Origin of the sequence: Caballeronia sp. M1242, from assembly GCF_017220215.1 — a bacterium.
Classification (GTDB): Bacteria; Pseudomonadota; Gammaproteobacteria; order Burkholderiales; family Burkholderiaceae; genus Caballeronia.
In genome coordinates, this window is sequence record NZ_CP071129.1 from 553,069 (window position 1) to 570,375 (window position 17,307).

Sequence of the window (17,307 nt, forward strand, 5' to 3'; positions counted from 1 at the left end):
GATGTGTCAGGAAGGCGACGCGTCGACGACATTGCGCGGCGCGCCTTCGGCCCACGCTTTTACGTTGCCGAGCGTCGTCGTCGCGATTTCGATGAGCGCCTCGCGCGTGAAAAACGCCTGATGCGCGGTGATGATGACGTTCGGAAACGTGAGTAGCCGCGCGAGCACATCGTCCTGCAACAGGCGGTCCGAGTGGTCCTCGAAGAAGAGGCCGCCTTCTTCCTCGTACACGTCGAGGCCCAGATGCCCGAGCTGGCCGCTCTTGAGCGCGCCGACGAGCGCATTGCTTTCCACGAGCCCGCCGCGCCCGGTGTTGATGAGCATGGCGCCGCGTTTCATGCTGGCGAGCGCGCGTTCGTCGATCAGATGATACGTGGAAGGCAGAAGCGGGCAGTGCAGCGACACGATGTCCGAGTTCGCGAGCAGTTCGTCGAGCGGCACGTAGCGCGCGCCGCGCGCGAGCAGGTCTTGCGCGGGCGGGCCGGGATCGTACGCGAGCACTCGCATGCCGAAGCCCGCCATGATATTGCCGAACACGCGCCCGATGATGCCCGTGCCGATCACGCCGACAGTCTTGCCGTGCAGATCGAAGCCGAGCAGGCCGTTGAGCGAGAAGTCGCCTTCGCGCGTGCGGGCCACCGCGCGATGCAGCCGGCGATTGAGCGTGAGAATCATGCCCACGGCGTGTTCCGCCACCGCATGCGGCGAATACGCGGGCACGCGCGTGACCGTGATGCCGAGGCGCTTTGCGGCATTCAGATCGACGTGATTGAAGCCCGCCGAACGCAACGCGAGAAGGCGCGTGCCGCCCGCGTGCAGCTTTTCGAGCACGGCTTCGTCCACGCTGTCGTTCACGAACGGGCACACGGCCGTGTAGCCCTGCGCGAGGACGGCCGTCTGCGCGTCGAGATGCGCTTCCTGAAAGTCGAGTTCGATGCCGAAGGCTTCGTTCGCCTGGCGGAACGTGTCCGCGTCGTACGGGCGCGCGCTGAAGAGAATGAGGCGTTGGGAGTCTGAGCGATGGTCTGCGTGTGTCATGGCGGGCCGGCAGCGTTCAGGTTGAGGGAACGCGCGCCGGCCCGGAATGCCCGGAGCCGGCGGTGCGCGTCAGTGCGTCGTGGGGCTGCCCGAGGTCACGCTAACGTTTGCGCCGGAGGTCTGAAAAGCAGCCGGCGTCTTGCGATAGATATCGTCGGGCCTGGTGTTCGCGGCGTTCACTTCCTTCGTCAGTCTCTCCAGCGCGTAGTCGATGAAAAAGCGCGTCTTCGCGGGCAGATACTGCCGCCCGGGATAGACGATCGACAACTTCATCTCCGGGTCGTCGACCGAATAGTCGGGCAAAAGCCGCACGAGCGTGCCGTCGTTGATGTCCTGCGAGACGATACCTTCCGGCAAAATCGAGAAGCCCATGCCGCGCAGCGTCGCGAGACGCACCATGAGCGCGCTGTTGACGGAGTAGACCGCCGAGAGCGTCACCTGTTCCGACGTGCCGAGGCGATGCCTGAAATGCCACGACGAGCTGCGAATGTCGTTGGGCAGCGCGACCGACGGCATGCCTTGCAGGTCCGACGGGCTCGCGGGCATGCCGTGCTCGGCCAGGAACGCGGGCGTGGCGACCGGAATCAGCGCGCTCACGCCGATGGGCCGTTCGACGAGCGCCGTGCTCGACACCATGAACGCCGCGACGATACCCACGTCGTATCCGTCCTCGACAAGATCGACGTGACGTTCGGCGAGCGTGAGGCGCACATTTACCTTCGGATAAAGCTGGCGGAAGCCGTCGATGAGCGGCGTCAAAGTAAGAAGCGAAAGCGCGCTGGATGCGACAACACGCAGTGTTCCGCTCGGTTCGCCTTCGGTATGCGTAACGGCGGATTCCAAATGATCCAATTCTTCGAGTAATGCGCGGCATCCCTCGAGATAACGGGTACCGGCTTCAGTCAATGATAAGTTCCGAGTCGTGCGGTTAATGAGGCGTGTCCTGAGATGTGCTTCGAGCATCGCAATTGCGCGAGTAACGAGCGCATTCGAAACGTCGAGTTGCTGCGCGGCACGTCTGAAGCTTTCGGTGTCGGCGACCCGTACAAAGACGCGTATAGCATGAATCTGGTTCATCTGAATGCCCTCTCTCTGTTGTGCCACGGTGATGTGAGCTGGCCTAAACCCCGCGTGGCGTGCTCACCTTTTGAGGTACCACTACTGCATAATATTGACAGAATGAAGAAACTGCAATATCAGAATAAATAATTGGTCGTGCCGAGGAAATAGTTTCCGAATGACAAGTTGCGTGCTTCCGAAAGGCATTTGAAGAGAACGGTATGCTAGAAATTTGAAGAATAATGGAACGAAACAACGGTATGTCTTGCGAAACGGCTGTCAGTTAGCGCTTGTTTCATGCGGGAAAACGATATAAGAGTTGATTCTATACGGACGTACTTAATTGCATCGCTGTGCCGTCGAGCAAACGCCTTATCAAGTCGCGATATTTCGCTTCGCGAAATAGGAGATTTTAAAAAATGAGTGTATTCCGGTTTAGGCGCCGTCATTTCAGAAGTCATTAACATTTCAGGAATAAGGCGCAGGCCGCGAACGTGTTCGAAAAACCCGAAAGGATAGCCCGACTTATGTTATGGAATCTGCTTGGGACACAACCCGAGATTGCACTCTTCGCCAGCCTGGCTATTGGGTTCTTTATCGGTTCGTTCAAGTTTGGTCCAATTCAGCTTGGCGGCGTCTGCGGCACGCTGATCGTCGCGCTCATTCTCGGACAGAGCGGCGCGCGTATATCGCCGGACCTTAAGAACATTGCGTTTGCGTTGTTCATATTCGCGCTCGGTTTTACGGGCGGTCCGCAATTTTTCGCGAACATCGGGCGCGGCTGGCGGTACGGCGCGCTCTCGCTTGTCGAGGTCATTGTCGTAGTCGCGCTCGTGCTCGGCATCGCGGCGATGCTCAAGCTCGACCCGGGCACGGCGGCCGGCCTGCTCGCGGGCGGCGCGACGGAGTCGGCGGTGATCGGCACGGCGTCCGAAGCGGTCGCGCGGCTCGGCTTGCCCGCCGCCGAGACTGCGCGCCTGCAGGCGAATATCGTCACCGCGTACAGCGTCAGCTATCTCTTCGGGCTCGTGACGATCGTGCTTTTCGCGAGCCAGTTCGCGCCGCTCATCCTGCGCGTGAATCTGCGCGACGAAGCCGAGCGCGTCTGGCGCAAGCTCGGCGGCGACGGCGCGCTCGCGGAAGGGCAGACGCCCGCCATCATGCCGCTTGCCGCGCGCGAACTGAAAGTGATGGCCGCGGCCGGCAGCAGCATCGGTGAGCTGGAAAAGCGCTTCGGCCACAACATCAGCGTGCAGCGCGTGGTGCGCGACCGCTCCGTCATCAAAGGGCAGCCTTCGGTGACGCTGAAGGCGGGCGATCGCATCGTGATCGCGGGGCGGCGCGAGGCGCTCGTCGAAGCCATGCCGTGGATTGGCGAGGAAGTGTTCAACGGCGGCGGCTCCGATTACTTCGTCGAGAAAGTCGACGTGATGCTCACGAACCGCGCGCTGCACGGACTCACGCTCGCGCAGGCGCGCGCCCGCGCGAATCCGGCGGATGGACGCGGCGTGTTCGTCGCGGCCGTCACGCGTCTCGACAGCACGGTGCCCGCGCTGCCCGGCACGCAGGTGCAGCGCGGCGACGTGCTCACGCTCGTCGGCAGCAAGGAGGACGTGACGCGCGGCGCGACGAAGCTCGGCTACATCATCCGCGCGACGCAGAAGACGGACTTCGTGTTCCTCGGGCTCGGCGTGCTGGTCGGCATCGGCATCGGGCGGCTGTCGGCGCACATCGGCGGCATCGACCTGTCGCTCGGCACGGGCGGCGGCTGTCTGCTCGCGGGGCTCGTGTTCGGGTGGATTCGCTCGCGCTATCCGGTGATCGGCTCGCTGCCGTCGGCGGCGGCGCAAATCCTGAAGGACTTCGGGCTATGCACGTTCATCGCGGCGGTCGGGCTGTCGGCGGGCGCGGATGCGCTGCGGCTGATTCGCGAATTCGGCATCGCGCTGCCGCTGGCGGGCATCGTCATCACGCTCGTGCCGGCGCTCGCGTCGCTCGTCGTCGGGCGCGTGCTGCTCAAGCTCGACGTGCCGATGCTGCTCGGCGCGATCGCGGGCCAGCAGTGCAGCACGCCGGCGATCAGCGCGCTCGTCGGCGTGACGGGCAACGCGACGCCCGTCATCGGCTACACCATCACCTACGCCATTTCGAACGTGCTGCTGCCGCTGCTCGGGCCGCTCGTCGTCGGACTGGTGAGCAAGCTCGGCTAGAACGATGAACATCGGGGGTTCAATGGACTGGCTTCACGCGATTTTCGCGAAGTCGCCCGAAACGGCGCTGTTTCTGTCGCTCGCGGCGGGCTATCTGATCGGCCAGATCAACTTCGGCAAGTTCCAGTTGGGCGGCGTCGGCGGCTCGCTCATCGCGGCGGTCGTCGTGAGTCAGGTCGGCGTGCAGATCGACAACGGCGTGAAGTCCGTGATGTTCGCCGTATTCATCTACGCGGTCGGCTACGACTCGGGGCCGCAGTTCTTCAACTCACTGAACCGGCGGACCTTGCGCGAAATCGCGATGGCCGTTTTTCTCGCGGTGACGGCGCTCGTCACGGTGATCGTCTGCGCGAAGGTGTTCGGCCTGAACAAAGGGCTCGCGGCGGGACTCGCGGGCGGCGCGCTCACGCAATCCGCGATCATCGGCACCGCGGGCGACGCCATCGCGCGGCTCGGCTTGCCCGCGGCCGAAACGAAGGCGCTGCAGGGCGACGTCGCGATTGCCTACGCGGTGACCTACGTGTTCGGCTCGCTCGGCGCGATCATCGTGTGCGTGAACATCCTGCCGAAGTTCATGGGGCAGAGCCTGAAGGACGCGTCGATCGAGGCGGAGAAGTCGCTTGCGGGCGATGCCGGTCCCGCGCCGGGGCAAGTCTCCGCGTTGCCGCCGCTCGTCGGGCGCGCGTATCGCGTGACGGCGGCCGGCGCGGCGGGGCGCACCGTCGCGCAGATCGAGATGACGCATCAGGACTTGATCACCGTCGAGCGCGTGCGGCGCGCGGGCCACGCGCTGGAACCGCGCCCGGACGTGATGCTCGAAGCGGGCGATATCGTGCTCGTCGTCGGGCGACGCGAGGCGATGGCCGGCGCGGCGTCGCACATCGGCGAGGAAGTCGCGGACAGCGACGGCATCAGCATCGTGATGCAAACACGCCAGGGCGTCTTCGCGCGACGCGGCATGAATCACACGACGATCGCCGACGTGCGCGCGACGGTCGACCGCGACATGCGCCACGGCGTCTATTTGCAGGCGATTTCGCGCGCCGGCATGCCGCTGCCCGTGCTGCCGGAAACGCGGCTCGAACATGGCGACGTGCTCACGTTCTACGGCTCGCCGCAGGACACGAAGCGCGCCGTCGACGCAGCCGGCTACGAACTGCCGTACAGCAACAAGACCGATTTCATCTATATGGGCGTGGGCATCGTGATCGGGCTGTTGCTCGGGCTCGTCGTCGTGCGCGTGGGCGGCATTCCGATCACGCTCGGCTCGGGCGGCGGCTGCCTGCTCGCGGGCCTCGTCTTCGGCTGGATGCGCGGCAAGCATCCGATGTACGGCGTCATGCCGCCTGCCGCGTCGCAGTTGCTGAAGGATTTCGGACTCGCGGCGTTTGTCGCGGTGGTCGGGCTGAACTCCGGCTTGCAGGCCGTCGTCACCGTGAAGCAGAGCGGCCTCACGATCTTCCTGCTCGGCGTGTTCGTCACGCTGTTCCCGCTGCTCTTGACGATGCTCTTCGGCCGCTACGTGCTGCGCTACGACAACGCGGCGGTGTTTGCGGGCGCGCTTTCCGGTTCGCGCAGCGCGAACCCGGCGTTCGGCGGCGTGCTCGACAAGGCGGAAAGCCCGGTCCCGACGGCCGCCTTCGCGGTGACGTATGCGCTCGCGAACGTGCTGTTGACGCTGCTCGGGCCGCTCGTGGTTGGGCCGGTGTAAGGGGCTGGTGTAGCGGCTCGGGCGTGCTCCTTGCGCCGTAATCGGCGGGCGAACAAGGAGGCATTTCATGGCGAATACCTTACCCGTCGTGACGCTGCCCGACGGCGAAGCGATCCCGAAACTCGGTCAGGGCACATGGGAAATGGGCGAGCGTCCGAACGCGCGCAAGGCGGAAATCGCGGCGCTGCGTGAAGGCGTCGAACTGGGGATGACGCTCATCGACACCGCCGAAATGTACGGCGACGGCGAAAGCGAGAAGCTCATCGCCGAGGCGCTGTCGGACGTGCGCGACGACGTGTTTATCGTGAGCAAGGTGTATCCGCACAACGGCAGCGAGCGCGGCGTGCAGGCGGCGTGTGAGCGGAGTCTGAAGCGGCTGAAGACCGATCGCATCGATCTGTACTTGCTGCACTGGCGCGGCGGCGAAGACTTGTAGGGCGTGGTCGCGGGCTTCGAGAAGCTCCGTCGCGACGGCAAGATTCGGCATTGGGGCGTGAGCAATTTCGACACCGACGACATGGAGGAGCTTTTCTCGCTCGATGGCGGCGATGCCTGCGCGACGAATCAGATCCTCTACAACGTCGCGCGACGTGGGCCGGAGTTCGACTTGCTGCCGTGGCTGCGTCAACGCCGGCTGCCCGCGATGGCGTACAGCCCCGTCGATCATGCGCGGCTGCCGCGCGGCGGCGTGCTCGCGAAGATCGCGGCGGCGCGCGGCGTGTCGGCGTTTCAGGTGGCGCTTGCGTGGGTGCTGCAACAGCCCGACGTCTTCGCGATTCCGAAGGCCGCGGATCTCGCGCATGTGCGGGAGAATCGCGCGGCGGCGGAGTTGCGGTTGTCGGCGGAGGAACTGGCGGAGATCGATGGGGAGTTCGCGCCGCCCACGAGAAAGAGGGGATTGGAAATGCTTTAGTGGCGTTGCTGAAGAACGGCAGCGAGCAGAACAGTCTGTCATCCAGATTATTGCTCGCAGGCAGCAATGCGACGTGACCACCTTGTTGGGTTCAGCGGGCTTTTCAAGAGCGCCCGCTAACCGCTCCTACTCACGAGCACGCATGATGCGCATGCACCGACCCCAGCACCGCCACTTCGGCCGGCGTGCGCCTTAGATCCGCCTCACTGACCTGCTTCGCGTCCGCGAGAAAATCATCGACGATCGACGACACCGTCGTATCCGTCAAACACAGCGACACGCGCCGCGTTTCGTTCGCCGGCATCGACGCGCGTTGCGACAGGAACAGCACGCCGTACTGATACCCGCGCACGATGCCCCGCACCGCGCCGACGCATTGTCCCTGCGCGGCGTTGTCGCCTTTTTGGCCGCACTGCTGCGCGAGCGACCACGCGGAAAAGCTCGGATCGGATGCGCCGGGCGTCGGCGCGGATTGCGCGTGAGCGGCCGTGGCTGCGCAAAGCGCGAGGGAAGCGGCGAGCGAGAGAGCGCGTTTCATCGTGAGTATCCTCTTGTATGAACAGTGAACCGTTGAGAGGCGAAGCGGCGCGCTTTGGTTCCGGCGACCGTTTGCTTCAGGTCACGTTTTCGCGCGATCGCAGCGCTCGCAGTTCAGCGACCGGAATATGGCAATGGATGACGTGACCGTTGCCCGCATCGCGGTTGGGCGGCGTCTCGCGCTCGCAAATCTCGCCGATCTTGCGCGGACAGCGCGTGTGAAACACACAGCCCGACGGCGGATTCGCCGCGCTCGGCAACTCGCCCGACAACCGGATGCGCTGATGCGCCGCGTGCGCGTCGTCGAGCGATGGCGCCGACGACAGCAACGCTTCCGTGTACGGATGCTGCGGCCCGTCGAACACATCGGCGGCGCGGCCGATTTCCATGATGCGCCCGAGATACAGCACGGCGATGCGGTCCGACAGATAGCGCACCACATGCAGATCGTGCGAGATGAACACATAGCTCACGCGCCGCTCGCGCTGCAAGTCGGCGAGCAGATTAAGTATCGCGGCCTGCACGGAGACATCGAGCGCGGAAGTGGGCTCGTCGCAGACCACCACGCGCGGATCGCCCGCGAAAGCCCGCGCAATCGCGACGCGCTGCTTGAGTCCGCCCGACAGTTGCCGCGTGCGCGAGCCGAGATAACGCTCGGGCAGCCGCACCGCTTCGGTCAGCGTATGCAGCCGCCGTTCCTTCGCTTCGCCGTGCAACGCGCCGAGCTTCGCGAGCGACCGCGCAATGAGCCTGCGCACCGAATGCGCGCGGTTCAGCGCCGAATCCGGATTCTGGAAGACGATTTGCAGCGACTTGACCTGCTCGCCGCTGCGCCGCGTGACGCGCTCGGCGAGGCGCTGGCCGTCGAGTTCGAGCGTCGCGCCTTCATCCGGCGAGACGAGGCCGAGTAGCAGTTTCGCGAGCGTCGTCTTGCCGCTGCCGGATTCGCCGACGAGCCCGAGCGTTTCGCCCTGCGCGAGATCGAGCGACACATCGTGCACGGCGCGCACGTCTTCATCGCCGACACGGAAGGTCTTCGACACGTGACGGGCCGACAGCGCGAGCGGCGCGTCCTCGGGCGGCGGCGCGGGCGGCGGCGTTTCGTCGGTCGAGCGAGGCAACAGGTGCGCGCGCTCGTGGTAATGACAGCGCGACATCTGATCGCCGTGAAGCGATGCCACGCGATACGGCGGCGGCGCTTCCTTCACGCAGCGTTCGTCCGCCATCTTGCAGCGCGGCGCGAAGATGCAGCCTTGCGCGACCGATCCCGGCAGCGGCAGCGAGCCGGGAATCGTGTCGAGGCGGCCTGTTTCCTTCGTGCGCGTGCTCGTCGGCAGGCAGCGCAAGAGGCCGACCGTGTACGGATGGCGCGGCTTCGCGAAGACGTCGGCGGTCGCGCCTTCTTCCACCAATCGGCCCGCGTACAGCACGCCGACGCGGTCGCACATGCGCCCGATCACCGCGAGGTTGTGGCTGATGAACAGCACCGCCGTGCCGAGTTCCGCGCGCAACTGCGCGATCAGATCGAGCACTTCGGCTTCGACGGTGGCATCCAGTCCGGTCGTCGGTTCGTCGAGAATCAGCAGTTCGGGATTGCACGCGAGCGCCATCGCGATCACGACGCGCTGCTGCATGCCGCCCGACAATTGATGCGGATAACTCTCCATCACCCGCTCCGGCGACGCGATGCGCACGCGGCGCAGCATGTCGGCGGCGCGGGCGAGCGCGTCGTCGGCGGAGGCGCCCGCCGCTTCGAATGCTTCGGACACCTGACGCGCAATCGTCAGCGATGGATTGAGCGCGCGGCCCGGGTCCTGATAGACCATCGACACGGCGTTGGCGCGCAGCACGCGAAGCGCTTCGGCGGGCAGCGACGCCACATCGTGTCCGCCGACCGTGATGCGGCCCGCCTTCACGCGGCCGTTGCGCGGCAGATAGCGCAGGATCGCGAGCGCGGCCGTCGATTTGCCGCAGCCGGATTCACCGACGAGCCCGTATGCTTCGCCGCGCCGCACGCGCAGCGTCACGTCTTGCAGGACATCGCGGTCGTGCCAGCGCGTGCGATACGCGACCGTCAGGCCGACGACCGTCAGCGCGTCCGTCTCGCTGCCCTTGGCCGCGCCGAACGCGGGGAAGGCCGATGGCGGCGGTCCGTTCATCGGTCAAGCACTCCTTGCACGGCATCCGCGACGAGGTTCACGGCGACGACGAGCGACGCGATCGCCGCCGCGTCGAACACGACCGTCCACCACGCGCCGCCCGCCATCAGCGTGTAACTTTCTGAGAGCGCCAGGCCCCAGTCGGCGGATGGCGGCTGAATGCCGAAGCCGAGAAACGACAGCGTCGCGACCGCGAAGATCGCGTAGCCGAGGCGCACCGTCGCTTCCACGATGATAGGCGGCAGCACGTTCGGCAGAATCTCCGCGAACATGATGTAGAACGCATTTTCGCCGCGCAGTTGCGCCGCGAGCACATAGTCGAGATGCCGCTCGCCGAGCACGGCCGCGCGGACCGTGCGCGCGGTGATCGGTGCGAAGGTGAGGCCGATGACAAGAATCACCGTCGTGTTGCTCGCGCCGACGGCGGCCAGCGCGAGCAGCGCCACGATCACGAGCGGCAACGCGAGCAGCGCGTCGATCGCGCGGCCGACCACGGCATCCACCCAGCCGCCGAAATAGCCGACGACGAGCCCGAGCGCCGTGCCCGCCGCCGTGCCGAGCAGCGTCGCCAAAGGCGCAATCGTGAGAATGTCGCGCGAGCCGACGATCACGCGGGCGAACACGTCGCGGCCGAGTTGATCCGTGCCGAACCAGTGGTCGGCGGAAGGCGGGGTGAGCGAGTTCAACGGATCGGAGGCGTACGGGTCTTGCGGCGTGAGCCAGTGCCCGAACAGCGCGCACGCAACCCAGAACAGCAGGATGAGCACGCCGACATCGAACGTGGCGGAGCGCGCGAGCGCACCGAGGGCGTCGAACCGCTTCGGTTTGACGGCGGCGACCGTGCTCATCGCGCGCCTCCGGTGCGAAGACGCGGATTCAGCACGACGTAGAGCGCATCCGCGATGAGATTCGCCGCCGTGTAGATCACGCCGATGGTGAGCACGCCGGCTTCGAGCATCGGAAAGTCCTTCGCCTTCGCGGCGTTGTAGATCAACGAGCCGATGCCCTGATAGTGAAAGAGCGTCTCCACGACGACGAGCCCGCCGATCATATAGCCGAGTTGCGTCGCGGCGACCGTGACCGTCGGCAGAAGCGCATTGCGCAGCACATGCCGCAGAATCACGACGCGGCGCGGCAAGCCTTTGAGTATCGCGGTGCGGGTGTAGTCGGCGTCGAGCGCCTCGACCGTGCCTGCGCGCGCCATCCGCGCGATATAGCCGAAGAAGACGAAGACGAGCGGCAGCACCGGCAGAATCAGATGCTTCAGTTGCACGAACGCGCTCGCATTGGCGGGCGCGCTCGCTTCGATCGGCAGCCATTGCAGCCACACGCCGAAGATGAGAATCAGCACGATGGACGACACGAACTCGGGCACGACCGTCGCCGTGAGTCCGCCGATGCTGATGAACCGGTCGATCCAGCGCCCCGCGTGCAGCGCCGCGTACACGCCGCCCGCGATGCCGAGCGGCACCACGACCACGAACGCGAGCGCGCCGAGCTTCGCCGAATTCCACAGCGCGCCGCCGATGAACGGCGCGACCGGCGCGCGAAACGCATACGACTCGCCCATGTCGCCGCGCAGAAAGTGCGTGATCCAGCCGGTGTATTGCGTGAGAAGCGGCCGGTCCACGCCCAGTTGATGATTGAGCGCCGCGACGGCGCGCGCATCGGCGAGCGGGCCGAGAATCGCGCGGCCCACGTCGCCGGGCAAGAGTTGGCCGCCCGCGAAGACGATCATCGACAGAAGCCACAGCGTGACGAGCGCGAGCAGCACCCGCACGCCGACGAAGCGCAGCACGCGCCGCGCCTTCGCCGTGCCGTTGCGCTTGCCGCCGATTCCCGCCGGTGACGTGATCGTGCTCAAGCGGCCACCGTCGCGCGGTCGAACCACATCTGCGAAATGGCGTTGAAGCGCACGCCCGACACGTTCGCGCGCGTGACGATCAACTGGTCGTAGAAGTACGGAATCACGACGGGCGTTTCGTCGAGCAGAAGGCGCTGAACCTGGCCGGAGAGCTTCTTCTGCGAGGCCACGTCGAGCGCCGCGACGAACTGCGCGACGAGCTTGTCGTATTCCGCGTTCTTGAAATGCGCGGCGTTCCACGTGCCGCTGCTCGTGAGCGGCGCGTTCAGAAACACGTTCGGCACGCCGCGATGTCCGTAATCCGTGATGCCGAGCGGCGAATCCAGCCAGTCCGACTTGCCGAACGTGCCCGAGCCGTAATACAGGTCCTGGCTCTCCACCTTCAGCGCGATGCGAATGCCGATTGCCTTTGCCGCGTTCTGCACGACCACGGCGAGATCGGGAATCTCCATGTACTTCTCGGTCGTGAGCGTCACGTCGAAGCCGTTGGCCACGCCCGCTTCGCTCATCAGCTGCTTCGCTTTCGCAATGTCGAGATGCCGCTGCGGCACGGTGAGATCGCTCGACGGGAAGACCGGCGCGAACGGGCTGTCGTTGCCGACGACCGCGCGCCCGCGAAACAGGCCCTTCACGATGACTTCGCGATTGATCGCGAGCGCGAGCGCCTGACGCACGCGCTTGTCCTTGAACGCGCCCATGTCGCAGCGCATGTGAATCTGCCGATGCGAACTCGACTTCGCGCCCAGCACCTTGAACTGCGGGTTCGACAGCATCGAGACGCCGCCCTGCACGGTGAAGTCGCCCATCACGTCGGCCTGGCGGCCTTGCATCGCGAGGAGTTGCGCCTGCTGGTCGGCGTAGAACGAAAACTGCACGCGGTCGGGCAGCGACTTGTCGCCCCAGTAGTCCGGATTGCGCACGAACGACGCGCCGACCTTCGGCGTGTACTTTTCCAGCTTCAGCGCGCCCGTTCCCATGAACGACTTCTCGTACGGGCCGCTGAAGTTCGCGGGCAGGATCACCGCGTTGTAGTTGTCGGAGGAAACGTAGTACGGAAAATTGCCGTTCGGCGCGTCGAGATGAAACTCGACAGTGTGATCGTCTACCGCTTTCGCCGAATCCTTCGACAGCACGCCCTTCAGCACCGAGAGTGCCGCCGAGCCCGCGCCCGGATCGGCCAGGCGGTTGAAAGTCGCCGCGACGTCTTTCGCGGTCATCGGCTGGCCGTCGTGGAACTTGACGTTCGGGCGCAGTTTGAAGGTCCAGACATCGCCCGTTGCGTTCGACGACCACGAGAGCGCGAGGGCAGGGCGCAGCGTGAGCGTCTCGCTGTCGTCGTCGATCAGGAATTCGCCCGTCTGATTGATGAGCACGAGACCGGCCGCATCGGTGACGGTGAGCGGATCGACCGCGCCCGCAGGCGTCATGTGCGCGACGCGGATCGTGCCGCCGGGCTTGCCCGCGCTCTGCGCGCGCGCCGCCGGCATGCCGAAGAGCCCGCCCGCCGACAGCGCGAAGCCGAGCACGCTCGCGTGCCGCAGCAGTTCGCGCCGCGTGAGGCGGCCGGCCATGAACTCGTCGATCGCGTGATTGCCCAGCTCGCCCGCGTTGCCGCGCGCAAGCTCCAGGTGATGCGCGTCCGTCGATGCTTTCTTCATCGGTGATCGTTTCCTGTGCGTGTTGTCGTTGTTCGCCGCGCTTCGCCGAAGTGACGCGAAGTCAGCGCGTCTCGGCGTGGAAGCAAGGAACGCGCCGCTCCGTTCGGCGGCGCGTCAATGTTCGTGCGGATGCTTGTGAATGGGATCGACCCAGAAGACTTCTTCCGGCGTTTCGACCGCGTCGATATTCAGATTCACGACGACCGCTTCGTTGTCGCTGCGCACGAGCACGCATTCGAGCGGCTCGTCTGTGCTCGCGTTGATTTCCTGATGCGGCACGTACGGCGGCACGAAGATGAAATCGCCCGGACCGGCTTCCGCCGTGAATTCGAGGTGCTCGCCCCAGCGCATGCGCGCCTGGCCGCGCACGATGTAGATCACGCTTTCGAGGGCGCCATGATGGTGCGCGCCGGTCTTCGCATTCGGATGAATGGTGACCGTGCCCGCCCAGATCTTCTGCGCCCCGACGCGCGCGGCGTCGATGGCGGCCGCGCGGTTCATGCCCGGCGTCTGCGGCGTGTTGGTGTCGAGCTGATCGCCCTTGATGACCTTGACGCCGTTCTCGCGCCAATCGATATGATGTGCGTCGCTCATGGTGCCTCTGGTCTCTCGGATAGACAAAGTCCGTTGCCGCCGACACCGCGCGAGCAACGGACTTCCGATATTACACGGCGAAGCGCCCAAAGCGGGCGGCGATCATTTCCCCTTCGAGTTGATGATCGCTTCCGACACGTTGTTCGGCGTCTCGGCGTAGTGCTTGAACTCCATCGTGTAGGTCGCGCGGCCTTGCGTCAGCGAGCGCAGCGACGTCGAGTAGCCGAACATTTCGGCAAGTGGCACCTCGGCGCGCACGATCTTGCCGCCGCCGCCCGCGATGTCTTCCATGCCCTGCACGATGCCGCGCCGGCTCGACAAGTCGCCCATCACGTTGCCCATGAATTCCTCGGGCGTTTCCACTTCGACGGCCATCGTCGGTTCGAGCAGCACGGGCTTCGCGCGGCGCATCGCTTCCTTGAAGGCCATCGAGCCGGCCATGCGGAACGCGTTTTCGTTCGAATCGACATCGTGATAGGAGCCGAAGGTCAGCGTCACTTTCGTGTCGACGACCGGATAGCCCGCCAGCACGCCCGACTTGAGCGACTCCTGAATGCCCTTGTCCACCGCCGGAATGTACTCGCGCGGAATCACGCCGCCCTTGATGGCGTCGACGAACTCGTATCCCTTGCCCGGGTCCGGTTCCAGCGTGATGACGGCGTGTCCGTACTGGCCGCGCCCGCCCGACTGCTTGACGAACTTGCCTTCGACATCCGTCACCTTGTTGCGCACGGTCTCGCGATACGCGACCTGCGGCTTGCCGACCGTCGCCTCCACGCCGAACTCGCGCTTCATGCGGTCGACGAGAATTTCGAGGTGCAGCTCGCCCATGCCGGAGATGATGGTCTGGCCGGATTCCTCGTCGGTCGTGACGCGGAACGACGGGTCTTCCTGCGCAAGTCTATTAAGCGCGATGCCCATCTTCTCCTGGTCGGCTTTCGTCTTCGGCTCGACGGCCTGCGAGATCACCGGCTCCGGGAAGATCATCCGTTCGAGAATGATGATGTTGCCCGGATCGCACAGCGTGTCGCCGGTCGTGGCTTCCTTCAGGCCGACCGCCGCCGCGATATCGCCCGCGCGCACTTCCTTGATTTCCTTGCGTTCGTTCGCGTGCATCTGAAGGATGCGCCCAAGCCGCTCTTTCTTTTCCTTCACCGGGTTGTAGACCGTATCGCCCGAATTCACGACGCCCGAATACACGCGGAAGAAGATCAGCTGGCCGACGAACGGGTCGGTCATGATCTTGAACGCGAGCGCGGAGAACGGCTCGTCGTCGCTCGGATGGCGCTCCGCTTCCTGGTCGTCTTCGGTGTGGCCGAGAATCGCGGGGACATCCACCGGCGAGGGCAGATAGTCGATCACCGCGTCGAGCATCGCCTGCACGCCCTTGTTCTTGAACGCGCTGCCGCAAAGCATCGGCACGATTTCGTTCGCGATGGTGCGCTGGCGCAATGCCGTCTTGATCTCTTCTTCGGTCAGGCTTTCGTGGTCTTCGAGATACTTTTCGAGCAGTTCTTCACTCGATTCGGCCGCGGCCTCGACCATCTTCTCGCGCCATTCATGCGCGACGTCCCTGAGATTGTCGGGAATCTCTTCGTACGTGAACTTGATGCCCTGGCTCTCGTCGTCCCAGACGATGGCCTTCATCTTCACGAGATCCACCACGCCCTGGAAATGCTCTTCCGCGCCGATCGGAATCTGGATCGGCACCGCGACGCCTTTCAGACGCTCGCCGATTTGCCGCTGCACGCGGAAAAAATCCGCGCCGACGCGGTCCATCTTGTTGACGAACGCGATGCGCGGCACCTTGTACTTGTTCGCCTGACGCCACACGGTTTCGGACTGCGGCTGCACGCCGCCGACCGAGTCGTAGACCATGCACGCGCCGTCGAGCACGCGCATGGAACGCTCGACTTCGATGGTGAAGTCGACGTGTCCCGGCGTATCGATGATGTTGATGCGATGTTCCGGATAATTGCCGGCCATGCCTTTCCAGAAGGCGGTCGTCGCGGCGGACGTGATCGTGATGCCGCGTTCCTGCTCCTGCTCCATCCAGTCCATCGTCGCCGCGCCGTCGTGCACTTCGCCGATCTTGTGCGTCACGCCGGTGTAGAAAAGGATGCGTTCGGTAGTGGTCGTTTTGCCGGCATCGATGTGGGCGCTAATACCGATATTGCGATAGCGCTCGATGGGAGTCTTGCGGGGCACGTGAACCTCCTGTGGGTAATTGCGACCGCAGTTAGGGCTTCAGCCCTTTACTGCGGTCCCATGCAAAGCTGTCGACCGTATCGGGCTTCAGCCCTTGCTGCGGTCCCATGCAATCTTTTTAGGATAGCGCGTAGACCAGCTTCTTGCAGGAATCTTGCCAGCCCTGCCGAACGTTGCGACAAACGCTTCCGGATTGTCCCGCCGCCGCCCCGCACGGGCGAAAAAAAACGGCGCGTCAGGCGACACGCCGTTTCTATCGTTCATCCAGACTTGCGCTCAGTGCGCGCCCGGCAGTCCCTTGATTCTCATGCCCGGCTTGATGCCCTTGGCCGTGAACCAGCCCTTGCTCATTTCCAGCGCGTACACGCCGTTGTTGCGCGGGCAATGGTTATTCGTGGTTTCGGCATCCATTTCGTCGATGTCGGTGATCGTGCCGTCCGCGCGAATGAACGCGATCGACAGCGGGATCAGCGTGTTCTTCATCCAGAAGCAATGCACGGCGTTCTCGTCGAACACGAAAAGCATGCCTTCGTTCGCGGCGAGTTGCGTGCGATACATGAGACCTTGCTCGCGGTCCGCGTCGTTGGCGGCCACGGCGGCGTCGATCACGAACATGCCGGCCGTGAGCTTCGCGCGCGGAAACTCCGACGGCTGCTTCGCGCCGGGCGGCATCGTCTGGGCCTGCGCGAGCGAAAGCGCGGCGAACGGCAGCAAAATGGCGATGACGAGCGCGCGCAGTCGTCGAATGGCAGTCGCGCGGCGAATCGATTCAGCAAAAGGGAATGGCGCGCGCAACGCGCGCAGAGAAAGCAACAGCGAATTCACACGATGCTCCTTAGAAATCGGTCGTCCGCGCTAAGAAAGAAACAGCAGCCCCGCGCATGTTACTTGAAGCACGACGCGAATGTAAAAAGCGCGAGCGAAGGCGGCGAATGTAGCTCGTGGCGCAAATACGAAACGACGCAAAGGCCGCATGCAAAACAAAAGGGCAGATTGCCATTCGGCGATCTGCCCTTTAACGCCGTGAAGACGGCGGTAATGCTCGTTTTTAGCTTCGCTATACCGCGTCTTACAACGAACTTACTGAGCTGCGGAAGCAGCTTCCGGTGCCGAAGCGGCAGCCTTGTGCGACTTCTTGTGCGACTTCTTGTGCGAGTGCTTCTTGGCAGCCTTGTGAGCCGGTGCCGAAGCAGCCGACGCAGCAGCCGGAGCAGCGGCTTCCGGAGCCGAAGCTTGTGCGAATGCAGCCGTTGCGAACAGGCCAGCGACGAGAGCAGCGATCAGTTTGTTCATTTGTGAATCCTCAGCTTGAGTTAATTAACCAAACGACCCGGTCAATGAGTCATGTCGGTAAAC

The 17,307-nt window shown here is 64.5% G+C and carries 13 protein-coding genes and 1 pseudogene; 3 read left to right on the forward strand and 11 right to left on the reverse strand.

The window, feature by feature from the left end:
- Positions 1 to 6: 6 nt before the first annotated feature.
- Complete coding sequence (locus JYK05_RS02540; protein ID WP_206467677.1) at positions 7 to 1,038, reverse strand: 2-hydroxyacid dehydrogenase; 1,032 nt, start codon at positions 1,036 to 1,038, stop codon at positions 7 to 9.
- A gap of 69 nt (positions 1,039 to 1,107) precedes the next feature.
- Positions 1,108 to 2,115: a LysR family transcriptional regulator gene (locus JYK05_RS02545; protein ID WP_206467678.1), complete on the reverse strand. Its 1,008-nt coding sequence runs from the start codon at positions 2,113 to 2,115 to the stop codon at positions 1,108 to 1,110.
- A gap of 509 nt (positions 2,116 to 2,624) precedes the next feature.
- On the opposite strand from JYK05_RS02545, the gene aspT (JYK05_RS02550) reads away from it, so the two are divergent.
- From aspT (JYK05_RS02550) to JYK05_RS02560, 3 genes and pseudogenes are all read left to right on the forward strand, one after another.
- Positions 2,625 to 4,307 (forward strand): aspartate-alanine antiporter, encoded by a 1,683-nt coding sequence (gene aspT / locus JYK05_RS02550; protein WP_206467679.1) that lies wholly within the window; start codon positions 2,625 to 2,627, stop codon positions 4,305 to 4,307.
- A gap of 22 nt (positions 4,308 to 4,329) precedes the next feature.
- On the forward strand, positions 4,330 to 6,018 hold the full coding sequence (aspT, locus tag JYK05_RS02555; RefSeq protein ID WP_206467680.1) for an aspartate-alanine antiporter: 1,689 nt from the start codon (positions 4,330 to 4,332) through the stop codon (positions 6,016 to 6,018).
- Positions 6,019 to 6,085: 67 nt separating this feature from the next.
- Positions 6,086 to 6,931 (forward strand): annotated as a pseudogene (locus JYK05_RS02560) (aldo/keto reductase).
- A 130-nt stretch (positions 6,932 to 7,061) separates the two neighbouring features.
- On the opposite strand, the gene JYK05_RS02565 reads toward JYK05_RS02560, so the two are convergent.
- The 9 genes from JYK05_RS02565 to JYK05_RS02605 form a co-directional block, all read right to left on the reverse strand.
- Complete coding sequence (locus JYK05_RS02565; protein WP_206467681.1) at positions 7,062 to 7,469, reverse strand: Rap1a/Tai family immunity protein; 408 nt, start codon at positions 7,467 to 7,469, stop codon at positions 7,062 to 7,064.
- Positions 7,470 to 7,545: 76 nt separating this feature from the next.
- A complete protein-coding gene (locus JYK05_RS02570) occupies positions 7,546 to 9,627 on the reverse strand; it encodes an ABC transporter ATP-binding protein (RefSeq protein WP_206467682.1) in 2,082 nt (693 codons plus the stop codon).
- Positions 9,624 to 10,475 carry an ABC transporter permease gene (locus JYK05_RS02575; protein ID WP_206467683.1) on the reverse strand — a complete coding sequence of 284 codons (852 nt, stop codon included), beginning with the start codon at positions 10,473 to 10,475 and terminating at the stop codon, positions 9,624 to 9,626. The genes JYK05_RS02570 and JYK05_RS02575 overlap by 4 nt, the downstream gene beginning before the upstream one ends.
- A complete protein-coding gene (locus JYK05_RS02580) occupies positions 10,472 to 11,491 on the reverse strand; it encodes an ABC transporter permease (protein ID WP_371826396.1) in 1,020 nt (339 codons plus the stop codon). The genes JYK05_RS02575 and JYK05_RS02580 overlap by 4 nt, the downstream gene beginning before the upstream one ends.
- Positions 11,488 to 13,149, reverse strand: coding sequence for an ABC transporter substrate-binding protein (locus JYK05_RS02585; protein ID WP_206467684.1), 1,662 nt, complete (start codon positions 13,147 to 13,149; stop codon positions 11,488 to 11,490). The genes JYK05_RS02580 and JYK05_RS02585 overlap by 4 nt, the downstream gene beginning before the upstream one ends.
- A gap of 114 nt (positions 13,150 to 13,263) precedes the next feature.
- Positions 13,264 to 13,743, reverse strand: coding sequence for a cupin domain-containing protein (locus JYK05_RS02590; RefSeq protein ID WP_206467685.1), 480 nt, complete (start codon positions 13,741 to 13,743; stop codon positions 13,264 to 13,266).
- Positions 13,744 to 13,845: 102 nt separating this feature from the next.
- A complete protein-coding gene (gene fusA, locus JYK05_RS02595) occupies positions 13,846 to 15,951 on the reverse strand; it encodes an elongation factor G (protein ID WP_206467686.1) in 2,106 nt (701 codons plus the stop codon).
- A 276-nt stretch (positions 15,952 to 16,227) separates the two neighbouring features.
- A complete protein-coding gene (locus tag JYK05_RS02600) occupies positions 16,228 to 16,698 on the reverse strand; it encodes a DUF192 domain-containing protein (RefSeq protein WP_371826411.1) in 471 nt (156 codons plus the stop codon).
- Positions 16,699 to 17,031: 333 nt separating this feature from the next.
- Positions 17,032 to 17,244 (reverse strand): hypothetical protein, encoded by a 213-nt coding sequence (locus tag JYK05_RS02605; RefSeq protein ID WP_175939635.1) that lies wholly within the window; start codon positions 17,242 to 17,244, stop codon positions 17,032 to 17,034.
- Positions 17,245 to 17,307: the final 63 nt, after the last annotated feature.